A 26,626-nucleotide genomic window follows, 5' to 3' on the forward strand; every position below is an offset into this window, starting at 1 on the left:
AACGTGAGAATCGAGGAAACGACGATGAGCCGCGCGGCCGGCGATGCAGCCAACGTAAGCACCGCGGGTGAAACGGCAGCATCGACGATTCGGCTGACGGCCGCCCAAGCGCTCGTGCGCTACCTGAGCGCGCAACGCGTCGTGGACGAGGACGGCGTATCGACGGTGCCCTTGTTCGGCGGCGTGTTCGCGATCTTCGGCCACGGCAACGTCGCGGGGCTCGGCGAGGCGCTCTATCAGCATCGCGACGCGCTGCCCACCTATCGCGCCCACAACGAGCAGGCGATGGCGCATAGCGCGATCGCGTACGCCAAGGCGCACTTCAGGCGCCGCATGATGGCCGTGACGACGTCGATCGGCCCGGGTGCGACGAACCTCGTCACCGCCGCGGCGCTCGCCCACGTCAATCGCCTGCCCGTGCTGTTCTTGCCGGGCGACATTTTCGTTTCACGCGCGCCCGATCCGGTCCTGCAGCAGGTGGAAGACTTCCAGGACGGCGGCGTATCCGCCAACGACACGCTCAAACCCGTCTCGCGCTATTTCGATCGGATCGTGCATCCGGCGCAATTGCTCAGCGCATTGCCGCGCGCCATCCGCGTGCTGACCGACGCGGCGCTGGCCGGTCCCGTCACGCTCGCGCTGCCGCAAGACGTGCAGACGATGGCCTACGACTATCCGCGCGCATTCTTCGAGCCCCGCATTGTGCGGTTTCATGCGCCGACGCCCGGCGAAGAAGAACTCGAGGCCGCGCTCGAGGCGCTGCGGCAGGCGTCGCGGCCCGTCATCGTCGCCGGCGGCGGCGTGCTATATAGCCGCGGCGGCGCCGACGCGCTGCGCGCGTTCGCCGAGCGGCACGGGATCGCCATCGGTGAAACGCAAGCCGGCAAAGGCGCGCTCGCCTGGGATCACCCGCTCAATGCCGGCGCCGTAGGCGTCACCGGCGCAAGCGCGGCGAACGCGCTGGCGCACGAGGCCGACTGCGTGATCGCCGTCGGTACGCGGCTGCAAGACTTCACCACGGGCTCCAACACCTTGTTCGCGCAAGCGCGCGTCGTTGGAATCAACGCCAACGCATTCGATGCGCTCAAGCATCGCGCGACGACGGTGCTCGGCGATGCGCGTGCCACGCTCGCCACACTCAGCGAGCGGCTCTGCGGCTGGCAGGCAAGCCCCGCCTGGACCGAACGCGCCCGCGCGCTGTGCGGCGCGTGGCGAGAGACGGTTCAATCGCGCACGCATGCATCGCTCGAGCCGGGCGCCCTGCCCTACGACGCCGACGTCATCGGCGCCGTGCAGCGTTCGAGCGCGCACTCCGCGCAAGGCGACATCGCCGTCTGCGCGGCGGGCACGCTGCCGGCCGAACTGCACAAGCTCTGGCGGGCGGGCCGCCCCGGCGGCTATCACGTCGAGTATGGCTACTCCTGCATGGGGTATGAAATCGCCGGCGGGCTCGGCGCCAAACTGGCGCGGCCCGAGCGCGAAGTCATCGTGTTCGTCGGCGACGGCAGCTACTTGATGATGAACAGCGAAATCGCGACCTCGGTCATGCTCGGGGCCAAGCTCATCGTCGTCGTGCTCGACAACCGCGGCTATGGCTGTATCAACCGGCTGCAGCAGGCCTGCGGCGGCGCGCCGTTCAACAACCTGCTCGACGATTGCCTGCAAGGCCCGCTCGGCGCGCCGAGCATCGATTTCGCCGCGCATGCCCGCTCGCTCGGCGCGCACGCCGAACACGCGGCCGACATCGGCGCATTCGAAGCGGCGCTCGTGCGCGCGCGCGCGGCCGATCGCACGTCGGTGATCGTCATCGATACCGATCCGGCGCGCACGACCGACGACGGCGGCTGGTGGTGGGAAGTGGCCGTGCCCGAGGTATCGACGCGCGAAGCCGTGCGCAACGCGCGCGCCGCCTATGAGGCGCGGATCGCCGAGCGCGGCGGACACAACGCGGGCGACGACGGCCAAAGCGGCTGATATCGGCGCATGAGCCTATCCGTACACCCGCATACCGGCACATCGAAATACGTCGACTGACAGACATCTATATCGACATCGAATCGCAACATCAGGCGAACAAAGGAACGCAGCATGACCGATTTTCAAGTGCGCATCGGCGTCAACCCGCTCTCGTGGATGAACGACGACTTGCCCTCGCTCGGCGGTGAAACGCCGCTCTCCGTCGCGCTGACCGAAGGCCGCGAGATCGGCTACGAAGGGTTCGAGCTCGGCAACAAATTCCCGCGCGAGCCGGCAGCGCTCAAAGCGCTGCTCGGGCAATACGACCTTGCACTCGTCTCGGGCTGGTACTCGGGGCGCTTGGCCGAACGCAGCGCCGAGGAGGAGATCGAGGCTGTCGGCCCGCATCTGGAGCTGCTCGCGAAAAACGGCGCGAACGTGATGGTCTATGGCGAAGTCGCGCAGACAGTCCAAGGCTCGCCCGTACCGCTCTATCAGCGCCCGCGCTTCTTCACCGAAGCGCAATGGGACACCTACGCCGAGCGCGTCGATCGCTTCTCGCGCTACACGCTTTCGCACGGCGTGCGCGTGGCCTATCACCATCATATGGGCGCCTACGTCGAAACGCCCGCCGACGTCGACAATCTGATGAAGCGCACAAGCGACGCGATGGGCCTGCTGCTCGACACCGGGCACATCACGTTCGCGGGCGGCGATCCGCTCGCGACGCTCGAAGCCTACGCGTCGCGCATCTGCCACGTGCATTGCAAGGATGTGCGGCCCGACGTCGTCAAGCTCGCGCGCAATCGCGATTGGAGCTTTCTCGAAGCCGTCATCAACGGCGCGTTCACGGTGCCGGGCGACGGTGCGGTCGATTTCGCCGCGGTGATCGCGGGCCTGAAGCGGCACGGCTATCGCGGCTGGCTCGTCGTCGAAGCCGAGCAGGATCCGGCCGTCGCGCCGAGCTACCAGTATGCGCAACTCGGGTATCGGACACTGCGCTCGCTCGTGGACGCGGTGAACGCCCCGGCGGGCACCAAGGAACCAGCATGAGCCTGCTAGTAAAAGCCCAGCGCGAGGGCATGACGATCGCGCGCGTGACGCCCGAGACGGCGGATTGGCGCTATGTCGGCTTCGCCGCATACCGCCTTGCCAAGGACGAGGTGCTCCATCTTCACGAAGACGCGCGCGAGTCGTGCATCGTCGTGCTTACAGGCGCCGTCACGATCGAGGCCGGCGGCGAGCGCTACACGAGCGTCGGGGCGCGCGACAGCGTCTTCGAGGACACCGCGCCGTATGCGCTCTATGTCCCGCCGCACGTGATCACGACCGTGCGCGCCGAGCGCGATACCGAACTCGGCATCGCGAGCGCACCGGCCACGGGCCGCCATCCGACGCGGCTCATCGAGCCGTCGCAGATGAAACGTTCCGTGCGCGGTAAGGGCGCGAACACGCGCTACGTCTGCGACATTCTTCCCCAAACTGAGCCGGCCGAATCGCTGCTCGTCGTCGAGGTGCGCACGCCGAGCGGCCATTCGTCGAGCTATCCGCCGCACAAGCACGACGCCGACCATATTCCGCACGAAAGCGCGCTCGAAGAGACGTACTACCACCGGCTCAATCCGTCGCAAGGCTTCGCGTTCCAGCGCGTCTACACCGACGCGCGCGACCTCGACGAATCGCTGGCCGTCGAGGATCACGATGTCGTCATGGTGCCGCGCGGGTATCACCCGGTCGTCGTGCCGTACGGCTACGACTCGTACTACTTGAACGTGATGGCGGGCCCGCAGCGCGTATGGCACTTCAAGAACGATCCCGCGCACGATTGGATCGCAAAGCGGGATGCGGGTTGAAGGGTTGAAGGGTTGAAGCTTCGATAGGCTGAAGCAGCCTCGGACGCAAGCCGCGTCGAACCGATAGGCGCGAACGCGGTTCAGCGTCCGCCGCCCAGTGCGATCCATTCGTCGACGATCCGCGGATCGAGCGTATCGACGGCGCCGTCGTACACGATACGCCCGTGCCCCATGACGGCCACGCGATCGGCCACCGCGCCCGCCATCGTCAATCGCTGCTCGATCAGCAACACCGCCCCGCCCCGTTCGCGCAGGCTCGACAGGCATTGACGCACCGCTTCGACGGCTTGCGGCGCGAGCCCTTCGGTGGGCTCGTCGACGATGAGCAGGCGCGGCTCTCCCATCAGTGCGCGCGCCAGCACCAGCATTTGCTGCTCGCCGCCCGAGAGTGCCCCCGCAGGCGCCGCGCGGCGCTGCGCGAGCGTCGGAAACCGCGCAAATGCGTCGGCCATCCGCGCTCTCGCACTCCGGCTTTGCCCCGGCTTGATACCGAGCCGCAGATTGTCTTCGACCGACAGCGTCGGAAAGACCTCGCGCTGCTCGGCGACATAGCCGATGCCGGACCGGGCGATCTCGAACGTGGGCCGGGCGATGAACTCCTCGCCCTCGAACCGAATCGATCCCGTGCGACGCACTAGACCGGCTAGCGCCTTCGCGAGTGTCGAGCGCCCCGACCCGTTACGTCCGCACAACAAGACGATCTCGCCCTCGCCGATACGCAGATCCGCGCCATGCAGCACCTGTGCATCGCCATACCAGGCGCAGACCGAGCGGGCATCGAGCAAGGCCGTCGTCGTCATGGCGCCTCCTTGCCGAGCGGCACGCCGAGATAGGCTTCGCGCACGCGTTCGTCGGCGCGGATTTCGGCTGGCGTCCCTGTCGCGATGACGCGGCCTTGAACCAGCACCGACACGCGGTCGGCGAGCGCGAAGACGGCGTCCATGTCGTGCTCGATGACGAGCAAAGTTTTGCCGACGCTCGCTCCGCGCAACCACGCCAGCACACGCGCAGCTTCGTCGCGGTTCATGCCGGCCGTCGGCTCGTCGAGCAACAGCGTGCGCGCGCCGCTCGCCAACGCGATGCCGAGGTCGAGCCGGCGCTGCGCGCCGTATTCGAGCGCGCCGGCGAGTACGAATGCCGCATGTTCCAGATCGAGATCGACGAGCACGCGCCGGGCGCGTTCGTCGACCTCGCGCGAGTGCCGCCACCAGAGCGCGCATTTGGAAAGCGGCTCCAACACACGCGAGCCTTTGCGCGCCGCGGCGACACCGCACCAGACCGCGCACCGCAGGTTTTCGAAGACGGTCAGGCGCGAAAACACGCGCGTCGTCTGAAAGCTGCGACCGAGGCCGGCCCGCGCGAGCCTGTGAGCGCTGCGCCCCGTCACGTCTGCTCCCTCGAGCCAAACCTTGCCTGCATCGGGCCGCAGCGCTCCGCCGATCACATTGAACAACGTCGACTTCCCGGCGCCGTTAGGGCCGATCACCGCATGACGTTCGCCGGATGCAACCGAGAGATCGACGCCGTTCAGGATGCGTGTTGCGCCGAAGCGGCGCGCGACACCTTCGACCTTCAGCGCAGTGGCCGTCTTCATCGCGCGCCTCCGTGCTTCACCGCGGCACGCAGACTCGAGCGGATTCCTAAGCACGCACCCGCGCCGATGGCGGCCAGAACGGCAAGCGTCGACCATGTCGCCGCAGCCCCGAGATCGAACGTGAACTGCCCGATCTGCCAAAAGCCCCCGGCATCGGCCGCGAACCTCCGCGCATAGAGCGACTCGACGGCAATGACGAGCGCGGTCAGCCAGGCCACCGCGGCGACGACGCCGAGCCCATAGCCCACCGCAATCCCACGAGAACCGTAGCGTTCGACGCGTGCCCGATGCCCTAACCACCAACCGGCGATCCCTTCGGGCAAACGCAAGACGACGCCGATGAAGAGCAACCCCAAATACACGGGCCATGCGCGCGCGACACTCGCCAGCGCGACACTGAGCGCGGTCAGCACGAGCGCCCCGATCAACGGACCGAAGAACGTCGACGTGCCGCCGATCACCGTTGCGATCAGCACGGCACCGGAGCGCGTCATGGCCGCGCTCCCCGATGAAGCGAGTTCGACGTCGATCAACGTCAGCGTACCGGCCACTCCCGCGAAAAATGCCGCGAAGACGAACATCGCAAGTCGAACGCGACGGGGATCGATGCCAAGCGACGCCACGCGTGTGGCGTTGTCGCGCACGGCGTTGGCGATCCGCGCGAGCGGCGTGCGCGTCAGCCCGAACATCGCGACGATCGACAGCGCCGTCCAGACTGCAATGAGCGCATAGGCTTGGCGCTCGGTCCCGAACGTCAGGCTGCCCCAAACCGGACCGGAGCCACGATCGATCGCCACCCCTGCAGCACCGCCGAATCCTTCGGGCAGCGTCCAAACGGCCGCGGCGACCAACTCGCCGATACCGAGCGTGATCATGGCGAACGCCGTACCGGCGCGCCGCGTGGCAATCGCGCCGAACAGCAGGCCGAACGCCGCGCCGCCAGCTCCGCCCACGAGCGGCAGCCACGGCAGCGCGATGCCGCCGCGATTGAACAGATGCGCGGCGACGAACGCCCCTAGGCCCGCATAGGCGGCGTGGCCGAACGAAAGCAATCCGGTCTCGCCGAGCAGCAAGTTGTAGGAAAGCGCGAAGACGATCATCGCGGCGGCTTGAGCGAGGTAGGCGAAAAGCCAGCTTTCATGGACGACGAACGCAGGTGCCGCGAGCAAGATAGCCACGGCGATCCATGGCGCCGCTCGTCCGATCGAACGAGCCCCTGGCAAACGCGTGCTCTGTTGATCTCGCGCGGATTCGGTCATCGATCTACGCATCGTCTTCGCGCCTTCCGAACAACCCTCTCGGACGAGAAGCCAACATCGCGACGAGCAGCACGTAAGGCAGCAGCGGCGCGACCTGCGAGACCGAAAGCGTGGCCCAAACTGGCGACAGCCGCACGCCGGCCCATTGCGTGAGCGACCCGAGCGAGGCAGTGCTGCCGACCGCCCAGGTTTGCACGCATCCGATCAGCAGCGAAGCCGCAAAGGCACCGCCGAGCGACCCGAGCCCCCCGACGATGACGACGACGAACACCACCGAACCGACGGCCTCCGCCATGCCCGGCTCGACGACGGCGAGGGGCGCGCCGATGACTCCCGCAAGGGCTGCTAGCGCCGTCCCAACCGCGAACACCAGCGTGCCGATGCGCGCAACGTCATGGCCGAGCGCCTCGACAGCGCGCGCATGCGTGAGCGCCGCGCGCAGGATAAGACCCGTACGCGACGTGCGGAGCAGCAGGTACAGCGCGGCGAGCGTTGCAATGGAAACCGCCATCATGAACGCGCGGTAACGCGAGAAAGCGGCATCGCCGAACGTGACCAGCGGACCGTCCAGCATGGACGGCAACGCCACCGACAAACTGCCGAGACCCCATGCGAGCTTGACGAGTTCGGCGAGCAGATAGGCGAGCCCGAACGTCAGCAGCAACTCGTGAAGCGGCCCGTTCGCACGCGCGCGACGCAGCAGCGTCCGTTCGATTGCGGCACCCGCAAAGCCCATGACGAGCGGCGCGAAAACGAGCGCCGCCATGAATCCTTCATGCGTGGCAATGCTATAGCCTAGATACGCGCCGAGCATGTAGAAGCTCGCATGCGCGAAGTTGAGCACGCCGAGCATGCTGAAGATCAGCGTGAGCCCGGCTGACAGCATGAACAGCAGCAGCCCGTAGCTAATACCGTTCAGCGTGGCGACGGCGAATGCCTGCACGTCAGGCGCGCTCCTCGCCGGTGCCGGTGCTAGAGCCGCCTGCCTCGACGACGAGCCGTTCGAGGGCGCTTCGCAGCGGCTCGGGCAGCGTACTCACCGGACGACGCGTCGCCCGATCGACGTAGACATGCACGAAATGGCCCTGCGCGGCGGCTTGCGGCTCGCCTTCCTTGAACAAGCCCACTTCGTAACGCACGCTCGACGACCCGATCCGCGCCACGCGCAGTCCCGCTTCGACGCGTTCGGGAAACGCGAGCGGCGCAAAGTAGTTGCACTGCGTCTCGATCACGAGGCCGATCGTTGCACCGTGTTCGACGTCGAGCACGCCGGTGCGAATCAGGTATTCGTTGACGACCGTGTCGAAGTAGCTGTAATAGACGACGTTATTAACGTGGCCATAAACGTCGTTGTCCATCCAGCGCGTGGGGATCGGAAGAAAATGACGATAGCCGTCGCGCGCGGCAGGGATCGGTTTGTTCATGGTGCGATCGTAGGGGAGGCAGACGGCAATGAAGTATCGAAATGACGATCGAGTCGGCGGACAGCCCGCACGACGAGGGCTGCTTACTGCCCCGGCCTCTCGACGAACTCGAACGGCAGCCCTTTGCGCCGCATCCACTCCCCGAGCGCCTGGCCCGTCCCGGCCTTCCACGGACGCAGCTTCGCCGGCTCCACGAGCCGATACTCGAGCAATTCCGGCGACAGCGCCACCGTCCCTTCGGCCTTCACGTGATAGGCAATGATGAGTTCGTTCTTGCGGATGAACTCATAAACACCGATGAGTTCGGTCTCGCGCACTTGCAGCGACGTTTCTTCGAGCACCTCGCGCGCGATGCCTTCCTCGGGTGTCTCCCCTGCTTCGAGAAAACCCGTGATCAGCGCGAACACGCCCTCGGCCCACGCGGCGTTGCGCGCAAGCAAGATCTTGCCTTCGTACTCGACGATGGCCGCCACGACGGGCAGCGGATTGTTCCAATGGACGTAGCCGCAATCGTCGTCGGGGCAGACATGGCGCAGACGGCCGCCGTCCGCATCGGCATCGGCGCGCTCGATCAGCGAGGTCGCGCAGCGCGGACAAAATCGATAGTCGCTCATAGGTCGTGATCGTGAGATAGGTACCGGCAGGCGGCGCCCGAAGGCGCAACGCAAAACGCGCCCATTTTAGCGGCTTTGCATGCGTCTAGTGCTCGCCCGCACGAGGCGAAGCGCCGGTCGATTCCCGCGTCACCGAACCACGGCGTTATGGGTCACAAAGGTCATTCGCCACGACGCGATTTGATCGCAAGCACAATGAGCCCGGCCGCGCCGACGATCAGCACAAGGGCTGCGAGCCAAAGCGCCGGCGCAAACGATCCGACGCGCGCGGCAATGGGCGCCGCCACGAGCGGCCCCGCGATCTGCCCAACGCCGTACGCGGCCGTCGCATAACCCATGAGCCCGGCGGCGTGCTCGCCGTGCAACCGCCGCGCCTCGCGCATCGCGAACAACGTGATGGCCGTGAACGGCAATCCGATCAGCACGCTGCCGATCGCAAAGCCTTCGGCCGTCGGCAGCACGATGCCGAGCGCGATGCCGATGGCCTGAACGACATAACACCCGGCAAGCAGCATCCGGTTGTCCCAGCGCATGGGCAGCCGCGCAGCGAACATCGAGCCTGGAATCAACGCCGCGCCGAACATCGGCCAAAACAGATCGGGCCAGTTCGATCCCGGCAGCGCATGGCGGGCGATGACGGGCAAGAACGTTGCCGTGATGATGTAACCGAACCCGGGCATGCCGTAGAGGACGACGAGCCAGATCGATTGCATCCGGCGCTCGCTGTCGCTCATCGGCATGGCGGTGCTCATGCCCGCATGGGGCCGAGCGCTTGCCGGCCGCGTCGCCGCGGCGGCACGGGAGACGGAAGCGGACGCCGCGCCCGCCCTGCCCGCTCCCCGGCCCGGCGGCGCAATCGTCCTCCACACGCAAACCGTCGCCACGGCGCACAAGATACCGAACAAGATCCAGCCGAACGGCGCCCCCTGGCTTGCCGTCGCGCTGACAATCAGCCCGGTCACGACGATGCCGACGCCGGGCCCCGTGTAGATCACGCCGCCCCAGGCCGGCGCGCCGAGCCTCGAGAGCCATGCGAGCCCCCATTGGGACGCGAACACGAACGTCCAGGCACTGACGACGCCCGCCACGAACCGGACGGCCACCCAAACCGGAAAGCGATGCGTGACGCCCATCAGGAGCGTCAGAACGACCGTGGACACGAGCCCCGCACGCACCATTCGAGCATGTTCGACCGGCACAAACGCGCAAGTGAGCGCCCCGATGAAGTACCCCGCGTAGTTGGCCGACGCGAGCAGGCCGCCCGCGCGCAGATCGAGCGCGCCGGCATGCAGCATGAGCGGCAACAGCGGCGTGAACGCGAAACGCCCGACGCCGAGCGCCACGGCGAGCGCAACCATGCACGCAAGGGCAACGCGGCCGGCGCCGGCCGCCTGTCCGCCACGCCGCAACGCGGCATCGCCCATCGAATCGGAGTTAGCCATGGAAGATCCCGTTACCGATAACCAGCCCAGCATGCGCCGCGCCGCCACCCAAGGCCCGAGCGCCCCAACGCGAATACGTTTGAACATTTGAACGCTTCTTCAGACGTGATGCTAGCGCGCTGCACGAATCATGAAAAATGAATAATATTGATGAAATCCATCCTCCGGAGAGAATCATGGATTTGGCTGCTCTGACGATTTTTCGGGCCGTGGTGCGGGAAAACGGGGTCACGCGCGCCGCCACGAAGCTCAATCGCGTCCAGTCGAACGTGACGATGCGCATCAAGCAGCTCGAGCAGCAGCTCGGCGCCGAACTGTTCGTTCGCGAGGGGCGCCGGCTCGTGCTGACGCCCGCGGGACGAACCCTGCTGCCGTACGCGGAGCGGCTGCTGGCGCTGGCCGACGAAGCGCGCCATGCGCTGCGCGAAGGTCGCCCACGCGGCCGGCTCGCCCTAGGCGCGATGGAAAGCGCGGCGGCGACGCGTTTGCCGCGCGTGCTCGCCGGCTACCATCAGCGCTGGCCCGAAGTCGAACTCGAGCTGAGCACGGGCACGACGGGCCGCCTGATCGACCGCGTGCGCGAATTCGAAATCGACGCGGCGCTCATTGCCACGCCGCCGGACGCGTCGGTGCTGACCGCCGATTTCGAATCGGTTCAGGTGTTCGACGAGGAGTTGGTGATGGTGACGCCGCGCGGCCATCGCGCCATTCGCGCGGCGAACGACGTCGCGCTCTCCACGCTGATCGCTTTCGAGCGCGGCTGCGCCTATCGAAGCTATGTGGAGCGGTGGTACGCGGAGCACGGCCTACGGCCGGCGCGCACGCTCGAACTCGGTTCGTACCACGCGATCATCGCCTGCGTGGCGGCGGGTGCCGGCGTTGCCGTGGCGCCGCGTTCGGTGTTGGATCTGCTGCCGGGTGGCGCGCAAGACGTCGCGATCCACCCGCTCGGGCCGCTCGGTGCCGTGCCGACGCTATTGATCTGGCGTCGCGGGCACGACTCGGCCGCGCTCGACGCATTGCGCGAGGCGCTGTTGGCCCATGCGCGTGGATCGACTTTGAACGACGCTGAGCAGCAGCGCGATGTTCCGCTCGTCGCGGGTTGATCGGGGGCGACGTCGAACGACGCGAGCGCGATCAGCCCGCTGTCATGGGATGCATCGCTACAGCCTAAGCAGACTGTCTACTGCCTCAGCCTGCCAGCTTCCTGAACGTTTCGAGCACGGCATCGCCCTTGAAGGGCTTGACGATCCAGCCCTTGACGCCGGCGGCCTTGCCCCGCTCTTTCATCGCCGGGCTGCTTTCCGTCGTCAACATGATGATGTTGACGGCGCTGTTCGAGAGTTCGCCGCGGATCTTCTCGGCCATCGTCAACCCGTCCATGTTCGGCATGTTGACGTCGCTGATGACGAGCTTCACGCCGGGGTTCGTCTTGACTTTGGCGAGCCCGTCCTTGCCGTCGACGGCCGTATCGACGTCGAGCCCGTTCTTGCGCAGAAACCCGGCCACTTCGTCACGCACCGTGCTCGAATCGTCCACTACCAGAATCTTTGCCATGTTGATCTCTACCTCTGGTTCTAGTCTTTCGATATCGAAAGAAATTTAGAAAAGCTCAAGCTCGCCGGCGCTTTCGTGCACGTCGGCCACCTGCGCGACGAAATCGAGCGGTGCGCTCGCGCAGACGCACAGCGTCGCGCGCAGCCGCGCGGCGTACTCGATCGTGACGTCGTAAGCAGCGATGTACGCCGGCTTCAACTCGTCGAGATAGCCCATGCAGTCGCTCGGCAACGCGTAAGGCGTCGACATGCCGAGGTCGGGAAAATGCTCGACGAGCTGCTGGTTGATGGCGCCGCAGCACAGGTTGCCGATTTCCATCGCCGCCTCGCGCAGCGTGCGATCGGCGCCGGCCGCCGAGTAGTAGGCGCGGGTGCCTTCGTCGTCGGCGAACTGCAGCAGCAGCACGATCCGAAAATCGATCGAGGCGATCGTCAGCACGAGCACTTCCGTGCTCGGGCCCGATCCCGTTTCGCCCGGCGCCGCCACCGGCGCGATGTCGCAGGCGTGCGCCGCATCGACGGTCAAGCGTGTGCGTGCCGCTTGGAAGAAAATGCGCTCGAGGCTGTCCTGGGCTGCGTGGGTGATCACGTCGGATTCCAACTCAAGACCCCAGCTTCGCTTGGAACTGATGCGCGAGCGCCTCGACGCTCCCAAGCGCCGCCGTGATCATCTTGCCGCCAGCTTGGATGTCCTGGAACGTCGCCGTGGTGACGAGATCGTTGCGATCCAGGCTGTCGCGATAGCTCTTGGAAAGCTCTTGCGAACGCGTCGCGAGTGCGCGCACTTCGCCGGCTACGATCGAGAAACCGCGGCCCGCGGCCCCCGCGCGCGCCGCTTCGATCGACGCATTGAGCGACACCATCAGCACGTGATTGACGATACGCGCCAGCTCGTGGTTCTTGCTGTGCATGTCGTGGTTTTGCGCCATCAGCGAAATCATCTGCTCGTGCCAGCGCTCGAACGTTACCGAGAACTGCTTGAGCCGGGCCGCTTCGCCCTCGATTTTCTTCGCGTGCGCGAGCAGATCTTCGTGACGCGCCTGCACCGTGCGCAGGGTATCGCGCACTTCGCCCAGGCTGCCCGATTCGCCGGCGAGCGCTTCAGTGAGCCGCTCGGTCTCGGCCGTCAATTCGCCGATGCGCGTCTCATGCGCCGCGGCCTCGGCCGCGCGATGCGCCTGCTCTTCGTCGTGCGCGTCGGTTAGACGAGCGATCGCCTCGTCGTGCCTGCGCGCCGCTTGGGCGCTCGCGCGCTTGTGCGCAATCGTCGCGGCCAGCGCCGCGGCCGCCACGACGGCCGTTGCCGCCGCTGCCGACATCCAATACGTTAGTACCACAGCTTTCCTCGATTCAACCCACTAAGCTTTTGCTCGTTCGACTTCCGCCACGCGCGGCCACTCAGGCGAGCGCGTCGTCTCGCGCCGACTTCGTGTCATTGCCGACCGGCGCGCCGAGACTATCGACGGCCCACGATTCCGGCAGATGCACGATCGTCTGGAAGCGCCGGAAATCGGCACCGCGGCGATCGTCGGTGAAGCGCAATTCGATGCGGCCGTGCTCGCGCTCGAGCATCTCCTTGACGGCATCCATCCCGACGCCGCGCCCCGATACTTCCGTCACCGCCTTCGCCGTGGAGAAGCCGGCGCGGAAGATGAAGGCGGCCACGGCTTCATCGGCGATCTCCTCGCCCGGCGCCACCCAGCCGCGCTCCGTGGCAATGCCGCGAATGCGTGCCAATGCGAGCCCGCGGCCGTCGTCGCTGAGCGTCAGTTGCAGCGCCCCCGCATCGACGCCCACTTCGAATTCGATCGTCCCCGCTTCGCGCTTGCCCGCCGCCGAGCGCTCGTCCGCCGGCTCGATCCCGTGGTCGACGCTGTTGCGCAGCAAGTGCATGAACACGTCGCGCAGCGCGGCGCCCGCGTGACGGCGCAGGCGGTAGCCGTTGTCGTCGATCGTGACCATCGGCGCCGGCTTGCCGAGTTCCTTGGCCAGCGAAGGCAGCGATTCGATCGGGCCCGAGAGCGCCTCGCCGAAGCTTTCCGTATCGAGCAGGCGCAGCGTGCGGCGCACGGCGTCGCGCATCGCGACGAGCCCCGCCACGTCGCCGTCGCGCACCGATTCGACGAGATCCAGGCTTTCGTCGATATGCGAACGATCGACCACCATGTACCGGCCGCTCTGCGTGCGATGGACGCTGCCGGCCGGCCCCTTGCGGCCCAGGTTGACCTCGTTGATCGTGGCGTAGTGCTCGACCGCCTCCTTCACGCGCGCGAGTTCGGCAATCGACGCTTCGCGGTCCCAGGCTTCACCTGCACCCAAGCGCCGCAGCTCGTCGTAGCGCTGCTCGGCCTCGTGCACGATGCTCGTCAAATGACGCAGGCCGTACGTGCGCGCATTGCCTTTTATCGTGTGCATGTTGCGGAACAGCTCGGCGAGCGCCGATTCGTCCGTGTGGACGTCGTGCTGGCCGATGATGCGTTCGTTCTCGTGGATGAAGCCCTTCGCGCTCTCCACGAATTGATGGAACTTCTCTTGGCTGACGGCCAGGATCTCGCCGATCATCTCGAGCTGCCGCTTTTGCTGGGTCGATTCGGCCGTCAGGCGGCGCAGCTCCGTCACGTCGCGCACGCAGAGCATGAGGCGCATGATCGTATCGGTTTCGTCGGTGATCGCCGACCAGCTCAGATCGAGCGTCTTCGCGCGCCCGTCCCGCATGGTCTTCACGACTTCGTTGACGAGCAGGTGTTCGTTGAACGAGAAGTTGATGGCGTCCTCGCCGATGCAGGCGTGAATCGCGGCTTCGACTTGCGAAAGCGTATCGCCATCGAGACTCGTCTCGCCGAATACGAGCGACATGACGTCGCGCCCCGCGATGTCTTCCGTCTCGAAGATGGCTTCCAGGTAGGCCGAGTATTCGCCGTGCACGAGACCTTCGTCGACGACGGTCATGATGCCCTGCTGCATGTTCTGCAGCATCGCTTGAATATCGGCCGTTTTTTGCTTGAGCTGCATCGAGCTTTGCTCGATCTTCTCGATCATGTCGTTGAACGCGACGATCGAGCGGCCGATTTCGTCCATGCGCGCGACGGGCACGCGCCGCGTGAAATCCTGGCTCGACGCGATCTCGCTCATCTCCGATTGCATCTGCGTGAGCGGCCGCGTGATCTGGCGATAGAGCAGCACGCCGATGACGGTCAAGAGCAGAATGGCCGCCGCGGTCGCTCCGCCGATCGCGGTCGTCGTCGTGGCGAGCATGCCGTTGAGCGCGCCGATCGCGTCGTCCTTCTGGCGGTTCTTCTCGATCCGCATCGTCTCGACGATCCCTTCAAGCTCGTTGCGGTATTCGCCGACGTCCGCGAACAAGAACGCCTGCGCGAGCGCGTCCTTGCCCGAGGCCTTCATCTGTTCGGTTTGGTCGATCGCCGAGAAGTAATTCGAGAGGCTCTCGCGCGCCTGCGCGACCAAGCCCTTCTGAGCGTGGCTTGCCGCGGCCTTGGCCTGCACGTCGAGCGCCTGGCGCAGCGCGTCTTCCTTCGTCTTCAACTGCGCTTGCGCCTGCGAGACCATGTTGGCATCGGGCGCGTAGACGAGCGTCATCGTCGCGAGCTGAACGTCTTTGACTTCGGAAACGAGATCGCTCGATGCGAGCGCGCTCGGCACGACGCCCTGTGTGACTTGGCGTACTTGACCGGCGCTGCGGCGTGCTTGGTAGGTTGCGTAGCCGCCGATCGCCGCGAGCGCAACGAACATGAGCAGCACCAACAGCGTGATGCGATGACGAATCGTCATGTGGAACCCCGATGCGAGAAGTGTCGCGCGCGGTTCTAGCGCCGCGCGGCGAACCATTGCTTTGTAGTGAACTGTTACTTCGGTCCTGGCGGGGGGATTATCGAGGCAAGCTCGTGACGAAGTGATGACCGACACGATCGATAGGAGAACGAAGAAGATGCGCCGACGCAAACGATACAGCGCGCGTTCCGGCACCTTTTGAACGTGTTCGGAAATCGTGCACGCAAGCGATAAAACGGCGTGCGCAAAATGAACAAGGCCGCTTGCAATTATCTTGCAAGCGGCCTTCGATGAAGCCAATGAGACTTAAGCGTGGATCAGCGCGTACGTGGCGCTATGCCGCGCAGAAAACGCTCGTAAGTAGGCCCTAACTTACTGACCTACTGTCTTATACCTTACAGTTGGGCTTGCACCCACGCCTTCACGCCCGCGAGCGCGGCAGGCAGCTTCGCCGGTTCGGTGCCGCCGGCTTGCGCCATGTCGGGCCGGCCGCCGCCCTTGCCGCCCACCTGCTGCGCGACGAAGTTGACGAGTTCGCCCGCCTTGACCTTCTTGCTCGCATCGGCCGTGACGCCGGCGATCAAGCTGACCTTGCCGCCTTCGACCGCGGCCAGCACGATCGCCGCATGCTTGAGCTTGTCCTTGAGTTTGTCGACGGTCTCGCGCAGCGTCTTCGCATCGGCGCCTTCGAGCGTGGCCGCCAGCACCTGCACGCCGGCCACGTCGACCGCCTGCGCCGCGAGTTCGTCGCCTTGGCTCGACGCGAGCTTCGACTTGAGCGCGGCCAACTCCTTCTCGAGCGACTTGACCTGATCCTGCACTTGCGCGACACGTTGCGTGAGTTCCGACGGCTGCGCCTTCAGCGCGGATGCCACCGCATTGACGCGGCTCTCGAGCCCTTGCACGTAGCGTACGGCGTTATCGCCCGTGATCGCCTCGACGCGGCGAATACCGGCGGCCACGCCCGTTTCGGCGACGATCTTGAACAAGCCGATATCGCCCGTGCGATGCACGTGCGTGCCACCGCAAAGTTCGCGCGAGAAACCGAGATCGAGCACGCGCACTTCGTCGCCGTACTTCTCGCCAAACAGCGCCATCGCGCCGCCCTTCACGGCTTCGTCGAACGGCATCACACGCACGACGCCGGGCGCATTCGCCAGCACCTCGGCATTGACGATGTCCTCGACGCGGCGCACTTGCTCATCCGTCATCGGCGCGTTGTGCGCGAAGTCGAAGCGCGTCTTTTCGTCGTCGACGAGCGAGCCCTTCTGCTGCACGTGGCCGCCGAGCACTTCGCGCAGCGCCTTGTGCATCAAGTGTGTTGCCGAGTGATTGCGCGCCGTGCGGGCACGGCGGACCGCGTCGATCTCGGCCTTGAGCACGTCGCCCACCTTGAGCGTGCCTTGCTCGAGCGTGCCGTGATGGCCGATGACATCGGCCTGCACCTTCAGCGTATCGGCCACGGCGAAGCGCACGCTCGCGTTCGCGAGCACGCCCACGTCGCCGACCTGCCCGCCCGACTCGGCATAGAACGGCGTGTGATCCAAAACGACGACCGCGTCTTGACCGTGTTTCACTTCGTTGACTGCCGTGCCTTCGACATAAAGCGCGACGACCTTCGCATCGTCGAAGATCGACTCTTCGTAGCCGTGGAACGTGGTTTTCGCGCCCGAGTAGTCGAGGCCCTGAGCCGCCTTGAACTTGCCCGCCGCACGCGCTTGCTCGCGCTGACGCGACATCGCCTCGTCGAATGCCGGTTCGTCGACCGTCATCTCGCGCTCGCGGCAGACGTCGGCCGTGAGGTCGAGCGGGAAGCCGTAGGTATCGTGCAGCTTGAACGCGATGTCGCCGGACAGGACCTTGCCGCCCTTGGCGTCGAGTTCGGCCAGCGCGCCGTCGAGAATCGACATGCCGTGTTCGATCGTTTCGAAGAAACGCTCTTCTTCTTGACGCAGCACGTCGGTCACGCGCGCTTGCGCGTCGGCAAGCTCGGGATAGGCTGCGCCCATTTGCGCCACCAGATCGCCCACGAGCTTGTGGAAGAACGAATGCTTGCAGCCGAGCTTGTAGCCGTGGCGAATCGCGCGGCGCACGATCCGGCGCAGCACGTAGCCGCGGCCTTCGTTGCCGGGGATGACGCCGTCGACGATCAGGAACGAGCAAGCACGGATGTGATCGGCAATCACCTTCAGCGAGTTGTTCGCGAGATCGCTCACGCCCGTTTCACGGCCGGCCGCGGCGATCAGCGCCTGGAACAGATCGATCTCGTAGTTGCTGTGCACGTGCTGCAGCACGGCCGCGATACGCTCCAACCCCATGCCCGTATCGACGCAGGGCTTGGGCAGCGGCGTCATGTTGCCTTGGGTGTCGCGGTTGAACTGCATGAACACGAGATTCCAGATCTCGATGTAGCGGTCGCCGTCTTCCTCGGGCGAGCCCGGGGGGCCGCCCCAGACGTCGGGGCCGTGATCGTAGAAGATTTCCGAGCACGGACCGCAGGGACCCGTATCGGCCATCTGCCAGAAGTTATCCGACGCGTAGCGCGCGCCTTTGTTGTCGCCGATGCGGATGATGCGCTCGGTCGGCACGCCGACTTCCTTGGCCCAGAGGTCGTAGGCTTCGTCGTCTTCCTGGTAGACGGTGACCCAGAGCTTTTCCTTCGGCAGCTTGTAGACGTCCGTGAGCAACGCCCACGCGTAGTGGATCGCGTCGCGCTTGAAATAATCGCCGAACGAGAAGTTGCCGAGCATCTCGAAGAACGTGTGATGCCGGGCGGTGTAGCCGACGTTTTCGAGGTCGTTGTGCTTGCCGCCGGCGCGCACGCTGCGCTGGGCCGTCGTGGCGCGCGAATACGGACGCGACTCGGCGCCGAGGAACACGTCTTTGAACTGCACCATTCCCGAATTGGTGAAGAGCAGCGTCGGATCGTTGCCGGGCACGAGGCTGGACGAGCGGACGATCGTGTGGCCCTTCGATTCGAAGAACTTGAGGAATTTCTCGCGGATTTCGGCGGCTTTCATAGAAAACGGAGGCGGACGGTCTCGATTGGAAACCGGCGGCGCCTTACGGCTCATGGCGCCGGGCCGTTTTCCCCTAAACGGCTCATTATACGGAATTGTCGCCCGATCGCCCTAGCCACCGCTTTGACGGGCCGCGGCACGGGCCCGCCCGACGAGGCGGGCCCGGATCCTACATGGTCAAACCGCCCGCTTGACGAGGCGGATGACGAACAGCAAGACCACCGCGCCGATGACGGCGACGATCAGCGAGCTGATGAATCCGCCGCCGATCGAGATGTGCAGCACGCCGGCCAGCCAGCCGCCGACGAACGCACCGACGATCCCGACGATGATGTCGACGATCAGGCCGAAGCCGCCGCCCTTCATGATGACGCCGGCGAGCCAGCCCGCCAGGGCCCCGATGATCAACCAGACAATGAGACCATGGTGCATTGTGATTTCTCCGCTGAGTTCGGGTTTCTTCTTGGCACCGGCGGCGCTGGGCACCCCATACGCAACGCGCCGCCGGCGAACGCGATGCTGCGCATCCAGTCTAGCTGGTCGCGCCCCGTTTCGCATGTCCTGCAACAGACAGTGACAATTGTTTGCTGCCTTGGCGGCGCATAGTGGTACCTGGGGGTCCTTGCAGGTACTTGCACTTGCGGGTGCTCCCGCAATCGTTCGTGCAGCTTGCGCGGCCGAATCCGATCGCGTCAAGCAAGACGATCGGGTCAATCAAGAAAGGACGCGAGGTGGCGCCGGCCTTCTTCCCAGTCCCCGAGCCCGCTGTCGGCGTTGATGTGGCCGCGCGGCCCGATCTCGACCAAGCGGCTGCCCCAGGCGCGCGCGCAGCGCTCGGCGAAAGCGAGCGAGCCGTAGGGATCGTCGCTGCTCGCGACGACGATCGACGGAAACGGCAGCGGAGCGAGCGCGAGGTCGCCGTAGCCGGCCGCATCGCGCGGAAATCCGGGGCCGCTCGGGTCGGGCGGCGCGACGAGCAGCGCCCCGGCGATCTTGTCGATCTGTGCGGCGCCGGCGATGCGCAGCGCCCAGTGCGCGAGCGTCAGACACCCGAGACTATGCGCGGCAAAGCGCAGCGGTCCCGTCAGCTCGGAAACGACCGTGCGGTCGAGCGTTTCGCACCACGCTTCGCGCACGGGGCGGTCCCAATCGGGCATGGCAACCCGGACGAAGGAAGCATCGAGCGCTTCCCATCGCGTTTGCCAGTGGCCGGGGCCCGAGTTGCCGTATCCGGGCAGCACGTAGGTCTTCGTTTGAGTCAGCTGGCTCATGGAGCGTCGCGTGTAATGAGATCGCATAAAGCCGTTTGCGCGGTAGGCGAACGGTTCGAGGGTTCCGCGCGTAGTATAAGGTTTAGGTAGAATGATCGATTGCCGCGGGCGCGCCCCGTGTACTTTCCGCCGATTTCCGACTTCCGCATGAACAACGAACGCAACGATGCCGCGGCGGCTCCGCCGTCCAATTTCATCCGCAACATCATCGATGAAGACAACCGTAACGGCAAATGGGGCAGCCGCGTCGAAACGCGCTTTCCCCCGGAGCCGAACGGTTATCTGCACATCGGCCATGCGAAGAGCATCTGCCTGAACTTCGGCGTGGCACGCGACTACGGCGGTGTCTGCCACCTGCGCTTCGACGATACGAATCCGGAAAAAGAAAGCATGGAGTACGCCGATTCGATCGTCGATGCCGTGCGCTGGCTCGGCTTCGATTGGGAGCAGGACGGCAGCTCGCACCAGTATTTCGCGAGCGACTACTACGGCAAGCTTTATGAGTACGCCGAGCTGCTGATCGAGCGCGGCAAGGCCTACGTGGACAGCCAAACGGCCGACGAGATGCGCGCGAACCGCGGCGCGCTGACGGAGCCGGGCAAGAACTCGCCCTACCGCGAGCGATCGCCCGAGGAAAACCTCGGTTTGTTCCGCCGCATGAAAGCGGGCGAATTCAAGGAAGGCGAACACGTCCTGCGCGCGAAGATCAACATGGCTTCGCCGAACATGACGATGCGCGACCCGGTGCTCTACCGGATCCGCTTCGCGCATCACTACCGCACGGGCGATACGTGGTGCGTCTACCCGATGTACGACTACGCGCACTGCATCTCGGACGCGATCGAAAACATCACGCATTCGCTGTGCACGCTCGAATTCGAGGATCACCGGCCGCTGTACGACTGGGTGCTGAACGAGCTGGCCGATGCCGGCGTCTTCACGCGTCCGCTGCCGCAGCAAATCGAGTTTTCGCGGCTGAACCTGACCTACGCGATCACGAGCAAGCGCAAGCTGCTGCAGCTCGTGACGGAAGGCCACGTGGAAGGCTGGGACGATCCGCGCATGCCGACGATCGTGGGCGTGCGCCGGCGCGGCTTCACGCCCGAGGGGATCAAGCTGTTCTGCGACCGCATCGGCGTAACGAAGGTCGATTCCTGGATCGACATGAGCGTGTTCGAAGGCGCGCTGCGCGACGATCTCGACGAAAAAGCGCCGCGCACGGCCGCCGTGCTCGACCCGCTCAAGCTCGTGATCGACAACTTCCCGGCCGATCTGTCCGATCCCTGCACGGCGCCGGTCCACCCGCATCATCCGGAGCGCGGCCTGCGCAATTTCCCGATCACGCGCGAGTTGTGGATCGAGCGCGATGACTTCATGGAAACGCCGACCAAGGGCTATTTCCGGCTCTTCCCCGGCAACAAGGTGCGGCTGCGCTACGGCTACGTGATCGAATGCACGGGCGCGGAGAAGGACGAGCAAGGCAACATCGTCGCCGTCCATTGCAATTATTTCCCCGACAGCAAATCGGGCACCGAAGGCGCGAACAGCTACAAGGTGAAGGGCAACATTCACTGGGTCAGCGCGAAGCATGCCGTGCCGGCCGAGGTGCGCCTGTACGACCGCCTGTTCAAGGAAGAGCAGCCCGATGCGGGCGGCCGCAACTTCCTCGAAGCGCTCAATCCCGATTCGAAGCGCGTCGTTCAAGCGTACCTGGAACCGGGCGCCGAAGCGCTGCAGCCTGAAGACCGCTGCCAGTTCGAGCGCCACGGCTACTTCGTTGCCGACCGCTACGATTCGAAGCCGGGCCGGCCGGTTTTCAACCGTATCGTCGGACTGCGCGACAGCTGGGGAAAACCGGCCGCCTGAAGCGCCGGCTCGGCGCGCAGCGCCGATCTTGCCCCTGAGCATCGGCGCGGTGGGCCGGCCTCTCGAGCCGGCCCATTTTCATTCAAAGCGTCCGGTGCAACTCGGCAAGCGAAAGCGTCGTCGCGAACAGTCGCGCAAGGCTATGGCTCGCAAAGCGCCCGACCTCGCCAGGCTCGACCCAGCGAAACGCATCCATCTCGGGAATCGGAGCACCGGTCCTGCGGCTCGGAAACATCGACGTGCACACACAGCGCGAGTGATCGACTTCGCCGTCGCGCACCCGCACCGCGAACAAATGCAGGTCCTTCTCAGGCCGATAGGCAAAACGGCCTAGATCCCGAAGCCGCTCGGGTGCGAGCACGACCCCCGTCTCCTCGCGCAGCTCACGCAACGCGGCGTCGATCGGCGTCTCGCCGGGGTCGCCCTGTCCCTTCGGTATATCCCAATGCGAAGTCTCGGTCGCATGAGCGAGCAACACGCGGCCATCGCGATCGAGCAACACCACGCCACACGAAACGGTACGCGCGCTCATCGGGACTGCCTGCGCTCGGCATGGCTCGCGCTAGCTCGCCCGTTCAACCTCATTTCGAATCGCACGCCCCCTCCCTCGATCGTTTCACTCCCGAATGATAAGGGCAAGCGCGGGGTCACGGATGAGACGGCATCGTCCCCCATCGATCGGCACGGGCGCACGAACGCCGCGACGCATGGGGCAAGCCATAGCGTCGCCGCGTTTCGATGCCAACCCGTCACGGGATGTAAAGTTCCGAGGTGCTCCAATAGCTCGGCACGCTCGGCGCGGTCGGGGTATTGTCCCATCCGCCCGAGACCAGAACATGGCCGTCCTTCAGCGTGGAGATACCGCCGCCGATCCGTACGCTGCTCATCGGCGAGGTCGCGGTGTCGGCGGTCGACGACGCAGGAGCCTGGCTCGGATCGAACCCATACACCTCGGCGGTCTTGATGCCCACACCGCCCGCAAGGCCGGCCGTGCCGCCCGCGACAAGCACGTGCGTGGCGTCCAGCGGAGCGACAAGCGGTGCGGCGCGCGGGGTCGAGAGCGGCGTTGCGCCGGTGAACGACGACGTCGAAGCGTCATACAGGTCGACCGCAGTCTGCGCCGGCCCGTTGACCCCGCCGAAAATCAAGGCGGAATTGTCGTTCATGGCGATCGAGCCATACTGCGCGCGCGCCGGACCGGCCACGTTCCGATTCGACCAGGAAGACAAGGCCGGTGCGGACGATACCTGTCCGAAGGCGACCGCCCTGGAAAGACTATCCAGACCGCCCGCAACGACTATTTGCGCACCCCCTTGCATCGACAACAACGATACGCCCGTCGCCGCCGTATTGAGTGCCTTGGACAGCGTCCACGTACCCGTGCCCACGTTGTAAACCTCGACCGTGCGGACGGCCGCCGTGCTGCTCGAACCGCCGGCCACGACCACATTGCCACCCGCCATCATCGCGAGACTGCTTCCGTTGTGCGCGCTGGTCATCGGGCCGGTGCTCTGCCAGGCGGCAAGGCTGTTCGGATTGCTCGGATCGAAGATCTCCGCCGACGTCAGCACGCCGCCGGCGCCGCTGCCACCGGCCACGAGCACGTCGCCGCTCGGCAGCAAGATGCCCATGGCTCCGTAGCGAGCCGATGTCATCGGGGCGGCCTCGGTCCATTCACCCGTGTTGGGATCGTAGAGCTCCGCGCTCGCAAGCACTTGGCCCTGAGCATTTTGCCCGCCCGCGACGAGCACGCGGCCGTCCGGCAGCGTGACCTGAATCGCGCCATAGCGAACTTCGTGCATGGGTTCTGCCGTCGGCACCCACGTCCCCGGCGGCACCACCTCGAGCGTGATCGTCGTTGCCGCGGCACCGCTGCCGGCTACCCCTTCGCCCGTTATCGTGTATTGCGTCGAGGGGCTTGTCGCGGTCGGCACACCGGAGATGTCACCGGTAGTGGAATCGAGGCTCATGCCTGCCGGCAACGGTGGCGATACGGCATAGCCGACGATCTCGCCACCGTCGTGATATGCCACGTTGAGCGCGATCGCCTCGCCCTTCGCGTACGCTGCCCACGACGCGCTGTAATGGAGATTCTCAGGCGGCGGGAGGGACGGAGGGGGTACGTTCGCAGGCTCGATCGCGATCTGCAAATTCTCCTGAGCCGAGCCGGCGCTGTTCGACCCGGTGACGACGAAGGTGCCGGTCGTCTGCGCATCGGCCGCGTCGGGCGTGCCGCTGATGACACCCGTAGTCGTCGACATCGTCAAGCCGGCGGGCAGTGACGGATTGACCGAATACTCCGAGATATCCCCGCCCATAGGATGCGGCGAATTCGGGGGTATCTCCACGCCGGCCTGATAATCGGCGTTCTGCACGTCGTAGTTGAGACTGACCGGCTTCTCTTGCACGTCCGCCGAAGTCACCGTGATCGTCACGGGCGTTTCGGTCGACCCATACGCGTTCGAACCCGTCACCGTGTAGGTGGTCTGGAGACTCGCGGCGGTCGGCGTGCCCGTGATGATGCCGGTGTCGGTCGCCAGCGACAAACCGGCGGGCAGCGGCGGCGATACGGCGTAGTGCGTAATCGCGGCACCGGTGCTGGTCGGATGATTCGGCTCGATCTCTTGACCCACCGTGTAGCCGACGTTCTGCCGTTCGTACTGCAACCCGCTCGGCAAATCCGAGCTCGGGTCGCCAATCGCGCCACCGCCGCCACCGCCCCCGCCCCCGCCGTGGCAACCGGCCACCAAAGCGGCCATCAGCACCGCTAATAATAAGCACGCAAATCTTCGAAGCATGATGTTTTCCTCGTGAGGTGCCAGCGTCAAGAGGCGCCGACGCGTGACGTGCGAATGCGACGCGCCGTTCCCATCGCCGAACATCCGATATCGTCGACCGCGGGCTCGCGATGCGCGACGCGAAAATTCTTATTTCTTTTGCGACTGGAACCAGAGAGGACACCCGGTCCGACGGGCGTCGCGCACTTCACCGCATTGATGCCACGACCGCGCTCAAGCCCCCGGGCCGTGCGCGCGCCAGGCTGGAAGATCGACCGCGGTGGTATCGAGGTCGCGCGATAAAATCACGGAATACTGCTTGTCTCCCTGACTCCGCGGCTTGGATATGCTGTATTGCGCAATGAAGCGCCCTTTCTCGCCGGTCGACGACGCGCAATAGCCCCGCAGCGCGGATTCATCGACGACGACGACGAATCCGTTGCTGCCGCCAGCGTCTCGAGCAGGATAGGTCGCTTCGAAGGTGCCGTACTTCTTGGTATCCGTACCGGGCTCATAACCTTCGAGATAGATGTAAAGCTGCATCTCGTCGTTCAGCTCGCGCCACTCGAACGCAGGCAGATTCAACGCGAGACCGCCCGCAACGAGCGAATCGTCCACGGTAGCCGCGTCGCCGGCTTGCAAGCGCGGCGCACCCAGCGTACCGCCCTCGAACGTGCGTGCCCCCCGCGACTGTCCGGTCGCCCTGAACCATGAGAGCTTGGAATCCACGCCGTTGCCATACCGATCGCTTTTGACATAGCCGATTGCGTTGTCCTTCTCGTCGCTCAGCTTGAAGTATTCGGGCGGCACGGGCGCGACGGCCGGCGCCGGATTCGCGGCCAAGTGGAGCATCGACACGATGTTGCCGTTGAGCCAGATGGCGGCATCGCTGAAGGCAGCGATGTTCCCCGGCAACGTAACGGGCACCGGGTCCGTGCCGACTTCCACGTTACCGTCCTTATCCAGCGGCAATTTCACCGCGGGGTCGGTGCCGGTGCCGAGGTCGACGTCGGTAAAGACCATGAAATTCGGATACTCCTCGCCGTTGACGGTCGGCGCCACACCGGTGATCTGCGCAGCGTCGTTGGCGAACCAAACCGTCGACTGGCCATGATCGTCGGTGACGGCCGGAAATCCGCTCTCGTAGAAGGGCAACGCCTGCCAGTCCAACCACCGCGACGGCCCCCCATCGATAGGCTGCCCCGCACCGCCCCCGATAGGCTTCCACGCCCCCGAGGTGGGATTCGGGGTCGTGCGCCACGACATGCGCAACCCCCGCACCGGCTCGTTCGTATCGTCGATCACCGAGACGGTTGCGGCGACGAGTTGGTCGGCGCAAGGCGCCTTCGGAGGGACGTGGAGGGAGAGCCTGTCCCCGGCCCGCCACGCATGAGACCAATTTCTCGCGAAGCTGCAATACACGCGAGCGCGGCGAATCGGAAACACCGTGCTCACGTGGTGGTCAGGTACCCCGCTCGCCGGCGGCTGGACCCAGACCGAAATGGTGAAGGTGCCGCCCGGCCCCGTGAGGTTCGAAGAAGGAATATAGACACGGTTGGCCGCGATTCCGTCCTCGTTCGTGATGGTCGGCTCGTCCGTCTCCCATCGCAATCCCGGAAAGCCTCCGGGAAACGCGCCCCATCCGATCTGCCGCTTGGGGAGCGGCCGACCGTCGGGATCAAGCAATTGCGCTTTGATGACGTTGAAGCCCGCCCCAAGAAAGAGTGGCGTATAGGGCATGCGCTCGACGAATTCCAGCCGGTAGCCCTCGGGCAAGTTAGGGGTGCCGGCTGAATCGAGCACGGTTGAGCCAAACGGCGGCTCGATGCCTACGATCCCGCCGGTAGAACCTCCCTCGACCGGAATACGCGGTGACTCCGGGCCGGATAGGCCCCCTTGCGGCCACACGCTAAACACGTATTCATGACCGACGACGCATTTGAAGGGAAAGCTCCCGACGCGTGCCTGACTATCTTCCATCCACTGAACCCACCCGGGCGGATTCGGCCAATCCTCATTCGGCGGCCTGATCCACAACCAAAAGCCGCCGGGCGATGTCATCGTCTCCCACTTCGCCACGACATAGCCCTCGCGATAGTAGCGCGCCCATAGAACCTTTGTTTCCAATACGATCGCCATGATGCGTCCAGTTAGCTTGGGCCTTGATTCCCACCTAGAGCAGACCGCTTCTTTACGGCGAGAAGC

General features: G+C 65.4%; 22 protein-coding genes. 5 read left to right on the plus strand and 17 right to left on the minus strand.

Features of this window, described 5'->3' with window-relative positions; translation table 11 throughout:
* The first annotated feature begins 24 nt into the window (after positions 1-24).
* The 3 genes from iolD to iolB all read left to right on the plus strand — a co-directional run bounded on the left by iolD (position 25) and on the right by iolB (position 3,809).
* Complete coding sequence (gene iolD, locus DWV00_RS19810; protein ID WP_181885544.1) at positions 25-1,974, plus strand: 3D-(3,5/4)-trihydroxycyclohexane-1,2-dione acylhydrolase (decyclizing); 1,950 nt, start codon at positions 25-27, stop codon at positions 1,972-1,974.
* Between the two features lie 114 nt (positions 1,975-2,088).
* On the plus strand, positions 2,089-3,009 hold the full coding sequence (iolE, locus tag DWV00_RS19815) for a myo-inosose-2 dehydratase (RefSeq protein ID WP_115535317.1): 921 nt from the start codon (positions 2,089-2,091) through the stop codon (positions 3,007-3,009).
* Complete coding sequence (gene iolB, locus DWV00_RS19820; RefSeq protein ID WP_115535318.1) at positions 3,006-3,809, plus strand: 5-deoxy-glucuronate isomerase; 804 nt, start codon at positions 3,006-3,008, stop codon at positions 3,807-3,809. The genes iolE and iolB overlap by 4 nt, the downstream gene beginning before the upstream one ends.
* A gap of 80 nt (positions 3,810-3,889) precedes the next feature.
* On the opposite strand, the gene DWV00_RS19825 is transcribed toward iolB, so the two are convergent.
* The 7 genes from DWV00_RS19825 to DWV00_RS19855 all read right to left on the minus strand — a co-directional run bounded on the left by DWV00_RS19825 (position 3,890) and on the right by DWV00_RS19855 (position 10,142).
* Positions 3,890-4,609 carry an ABC transporter ATP-binding protein gene (locus DWV00_RS19825; protein ID WP_115535319.1) on the minus strand — a complete coding sequence of 240 codons (720 nt, stop codon included), beginning with the start codon at positions 4,607-4,609 and terminating at the stop codon, positions 3,890-3,892.
* Positions 4,606-5,403 carry an ABC transporter ATP-binding protein gene (locus DWV00_RS19830; RefSeq protein ID WP_115535320.1) on the minus strand — a complete coding sequence of 266 codons (798 nt, stop codon included), beginning with the start codon at positions 5,401-5,403 and terminating at the stop codon, positions 4,606-4,608. The genes DWV00_RS19825 and DWV00_RS19830 overlap by 4 nt, the downstream gene beginning before the upstream one ends.
* A complete protein-coding gene (locus DWV00_RS19835) occupies positions 5,400-6,581 on the minus strand; it encodes a branched-chain amino acid ABC transporter permease (protein ID WP_425452806.1) in 1,182 nt (393 codons plus the stop codon). The genes DWV00_RS19830 and DWV00_RS19835 overlap by 4 nt, the downstream gene beginning before the upstream one ends.
* Before the next feature lie 85 nt (positions 6,582-6,666).
* Positions 6,667-7,548 (minus strand): branched-chain amino acid ABC transporter permease, encoded by an 882-nt coding sequence (locus DWV00_RS19840; RefSeq protein ID WP_425452811.1) that lies wholly within the window; start codon positions 7,546-7,548, stop codon positions 6,667-6,669.
* A gap of 58 nt (positions 7,549-7,606) precedes the next feature.
* On the minus strand, positions 7,607-8,086 hold the full coding sequence (locus DWV00_RS19845; protein ID WP_115535323.1) for an acyl-CoA thioesterase: 480 nt from the start codon (positions 8,084-8,086) through the stop codon (positions 7,607-7,609).
* Positions 8,087-8,169: 83 nt separating this feature from the next.
* The gene (locus DWV00_RS19850; RefSeq protein ID WP_115535324.1) at positions 8,170-8,700 is read right to left on the minus strand and encodes an NUDIX domain-containing protein; all 531 of its coding nucleotides are present in this window, start codon (positions 8,698-8,700) and stop codon (positions 8,170-8,172) included.
* A gap of 161 nt (positions 8,701-8,861) precedes the next feature.
* Positions 8,862-10,142 (minus strand): YbfB/YjiJ family MFS transporter, encoded by a 1,281-nt coding sequence (locus DWV00_RS19855; RefSeq protein WP_425452807.1) that lies wholly within the window; start codon positions 10,140-10,142, stop codon positions 8,862-8,864.
* A 176-nt stretch (positions 10,143-10,318) separates the two neighbouring features.
* Here DWV00_RS19855 and DWV00_RS19860 point away from each other — a divergent pair, with 176 nt between their 5' ends.
* The gene (locus DWV00_RS19860) at positions 10,319-11,248 is read left to right on the plus strand and encodes a LysR substrate-binding domain-containing protein (RefSeq protein WP_115535325.1); all 930 of its coding nucleotides are present in this window, start codon (positions 10,319-10,321) and stop codon (positions 11,246-11,248) included.
* Positions 11,249-11,333: 85 nt separating this feature from the next.
* Here DWV00_RS19860 and DWV00_RS19865 read toward each other — a convergent pair whose 3' ends face one another.
* From DWV00_RS19865 to DWV00_RS19895, 7 genes are all read right to left on the minus strand, one after another.
* Positions 11,334-11,699, minus strand: coding sequence for a response regulator (locus tag DWV00_RS19865; RefSeq protein ID WP_115535326.1), 366 nt, complete (start codon positions 11,697-11,699; stop codon positions 11,334-11,336).
* A gap of 45 nt (positions 11,700-11,744) precedes the next feature.
* Entirely contained in the window at positions 11,745-12,287 is a 543-nt protein-coding gene (locus DWV00_RS19870) for a hypothetical protein (protein ID WP_115535555.1), read from the minus strand.
* Positions 12,288-12,300: 13 nt separating this feature from the next.
* Positions 12,301-13,035, minus strand: coding sequence for a methyl-accepting chemotaxis protein (locus DWV00_RS19875; RefSeq protein WP_245964956.1), 735 nt, complete (start codon positions 13,033-13,035; stop codon positions 12,301-12,303).
* Between the two features lie 61 nt (positions 13,036-13,096).
* A complete protein-coding gene (locus tag DWV00_RS19880; protein WP_115535556.1) occupies positions 13,097-15,487 on the minus strand; it encodes an ATP-binding protein in 2,391 nt (796 codons plus the stop codon).
* A 395-nt stretch (positions 15,488-15,882) separates the two neighbouring features.
* Entirely contained in the window at positions 15,883-18,507 is a 2,625-nt protein-coding gene (gene alaS / locus DWV00_RS19885; RefSeq protein WP_115535328.1) for an alanine--tRNA ligase, read from the minus strand.
* A gap of 177 nt (positions 18,508-18,684) precedes the next feature.
* On the minus strand, positions 18,685-18,939 hold the full coding sequence (locus DWV00_RS19890; RefSeq protein ID WP_115535557.1) for a GlsB/YeaQ/YmgE family stress response membrane protein: 255 nt from the start codon (positions 18,937-18,939) through the stop codon (positions 18,685-18,687).
* Positions 18,940-19,217: 278 nt separating this feature from the next.
* Entirely contained in the window at positions 19,218-19,778 is a 561-nt protein-coding gene (locus DWV00_RS19895) for an RBBP9/YdeN family alpha/beta hydrolase (RefSeq protein WP_115535329.1), read from the minus strand.
* Positions 19,779-19,925: 147 nt separating this feature from the next.
* On the opposite strand from DWV00_RS19895, the gene DWV00_RS19900 reads away from it, so the two are divergent.
* Positions 19,926-21,644 carry a glutamine--tRNA ligase/YqeY domain fusion protein gene (locus DWV00_RS19900; protein ID WP_115535558.1) on the plus strand — a complete coding sequence of 573 codons (1,719 nt, stop codon included), beginning with the start codon at positions 19,926-19,928 and terminating at the stop codon, positions 21,642-21,644.
* A gap of 82 nt (positions 21,645-21,726) precedes the next feature.
* On the opposite strand, the gene DWV00_RS19905 is transcribed toward DWV00_RS19900, so the two are convergent.
* The 3 genes from DWV00_RS19905 to DWV00_RS19915 form a co-directional block, all read right to left on the minus strand.
* Positions 21,727-22,176 (minus strand): NUDIX hydrolase, encoded by a 450-nt coding sequence (locus DWV00_RS19905; protein ID WP_115535330.1) that lies wholly within the window; start codon positions 22,174-22,176, stop codon positions 21,727-21,729.
* 217 nt (positions 22,177-22,393) lie between these two features.
* Positions 22,394-24,442, minus strand: a complete 2,049-nt coding sequence (locus tag DWV00_RS19910; protein ID WP_147297940.1) for a putative Ig domain-containing protein — start codon at positions 24,440-24,442, stop codon at positions 22,394-22,396.
* Positions 24,443-24,655: 213 nt separating this feature from the next.
* Positions 24,656-26,560, minus strand: a complete 1,905-nt coding sequence (locus tag DWV00_RS19915) for a hypothetical protein (protein ID WP_115535332.1) — start codon at positions 26,558-26,560, stop codon at positions 24,656-24,658.
* Positions 26,561-26,626: the final 66 nt, after the last annotated feature.

The organism is Trinickia dinghuensis (genome assembly GCF_003367175.1).
Lineage (GTDB): Bacteria > Pseudomonadota > Gammaproteobacteria > Burkholderiales > Burkholderiaceae > Trinickia > Trinickia dinghuensis.

Bases quoted from the DNA above. Each gene is read 5' to 3' on its own strand.
- iolD (WP_181885544.1), top strand. From the start codon at position 25: ATGAGCCGCGCGGCCGGCGATGCAGCCAACGTAAGCACCGCGGGTGAA.
- iolE (WP_115535317.1), top strand. From the start codon at position 2,089: ATGACCGATTTTCAAGTGCGCATCGGCGTCAACCCGCTCTCGTGGATG.
- iolB (WP_115535318.1), top strand. From the start codon at position 3,006: ATGAGCCTGCTAGTAAAAGCCCAGCGCGAGGGCATGACGATCGCGCGC.
- DWV00_RS19825 (WP_115535319.1), bottom strand. From the start codon at position 4,609: ATGACGACGACGGCCTTGCTCGATGCCCGCTCGGTCTGCGCCTGGTAT.
- DWV00_RS19830 (WP_115535320.1), bottom strand. From the start codon at position 5,403: ATGAAGACGGCCACTGCGCTGAAGGTCGAAGGTGTCGCGCGCCGCTTC.
- DWV00_RS19840 (WP_425452811.1), bottom strand. From the start codon at position 7,548: ATGCTGTCAGCCGGGCTCACGCTGATCTTCAGCATGCTCGGCGTGCTC.
- DWV00_RS19845 (WP_115535323.1), bottom strand. From the start codon at position 8,086: ATGAACAAACCGATCCCTGCCGCGCGCGACGGCTATCGTCATTTTCTT.
- DWV00_RS19850 (WP_115535324.1), bottom strand. From the start codon at position 8,700: ATGAGCGACTATCGATTTTGTCCGCGCTGCGCGACCTCGCTGATCGAG.
- DWV00_RS19855 (WP_425452807.1), bottom strand. From the start codon at position 10,142: ATGGCTAACTCCGATTCGATGGGCGATGCCGCGTTGCGGCGTGGCGGA.
- DWV00_RS19860 (WP_115535325.1), top strand. From the start codon at position 10,319: ATGGATTTGGCTGCTCTGACGATTTTTCGGGCCGTGGTGCGGGAAAAC.
- DWV00_RS19865 (WP_115535326.1), bottom strand. From the start codon at position 11,699: ATGGCAAAGATTCTGGTAGTGGACGATTCGAGCACGGTGCGTGACGAA.
- DWV00_RS19880 (WP_115535556.1), bottom strand. From the start codon at position 15,487: ATGACGATTCGTCATCGCATCACGCTGTTGGTGCTGCTCATGTTCGTT.
- alaS (WP_115535328.1), bottom strand. From the start codon at position 18,507: ATGAAAGCCGCCGAAATCCGCGAGAAATTCCTCAAGTTCTTCGAATCG.
- DWV00_RS19890 (WP_115535557.1), bottom strand. From the start codon at position 18,939: ATGCACCATGGTCTCATTGTCTGGTTGATCATCGGGGCCCTGGCGGGC.
- DWV00_RS19895 (WP_115535329.1), bottom strand. From the start codon at position 19,778: ATGAGCCAGCTGACTCAAACGAAGACCTACGTGCTGCCCGGATACGGC.
- DWV00_RS19900 (WP_115535558.1), top strand. From the start codon at position 19,926: ATGAACAACGAACGCAACGATGCCGCGGCGGCTCCGCCGTCCAATTTC.
- DWV00_RS19905 (WP_115535330.1), bottom strand. From the start codon at position 22,176: ATGAGCGCGCGTACCGTTTCGTGTGGCGTGGTGTTGCTCGATCGCGAT.
- DWV00_RS19910 (WP_147297940.1), bottom strand. From the start codon at position 24,442: ATGCTTCGAAGATTTGCGTGCTTATTATTAGCGGTGCTGATGGCCGCT.
- DWV00_RS19915 (WP_115535332.1), bottom strand. From the start codon at position 26,560: ATGGCGATCGTATTGGAAACAAAGGTTCTATGGGCGCGCTACTATCGC.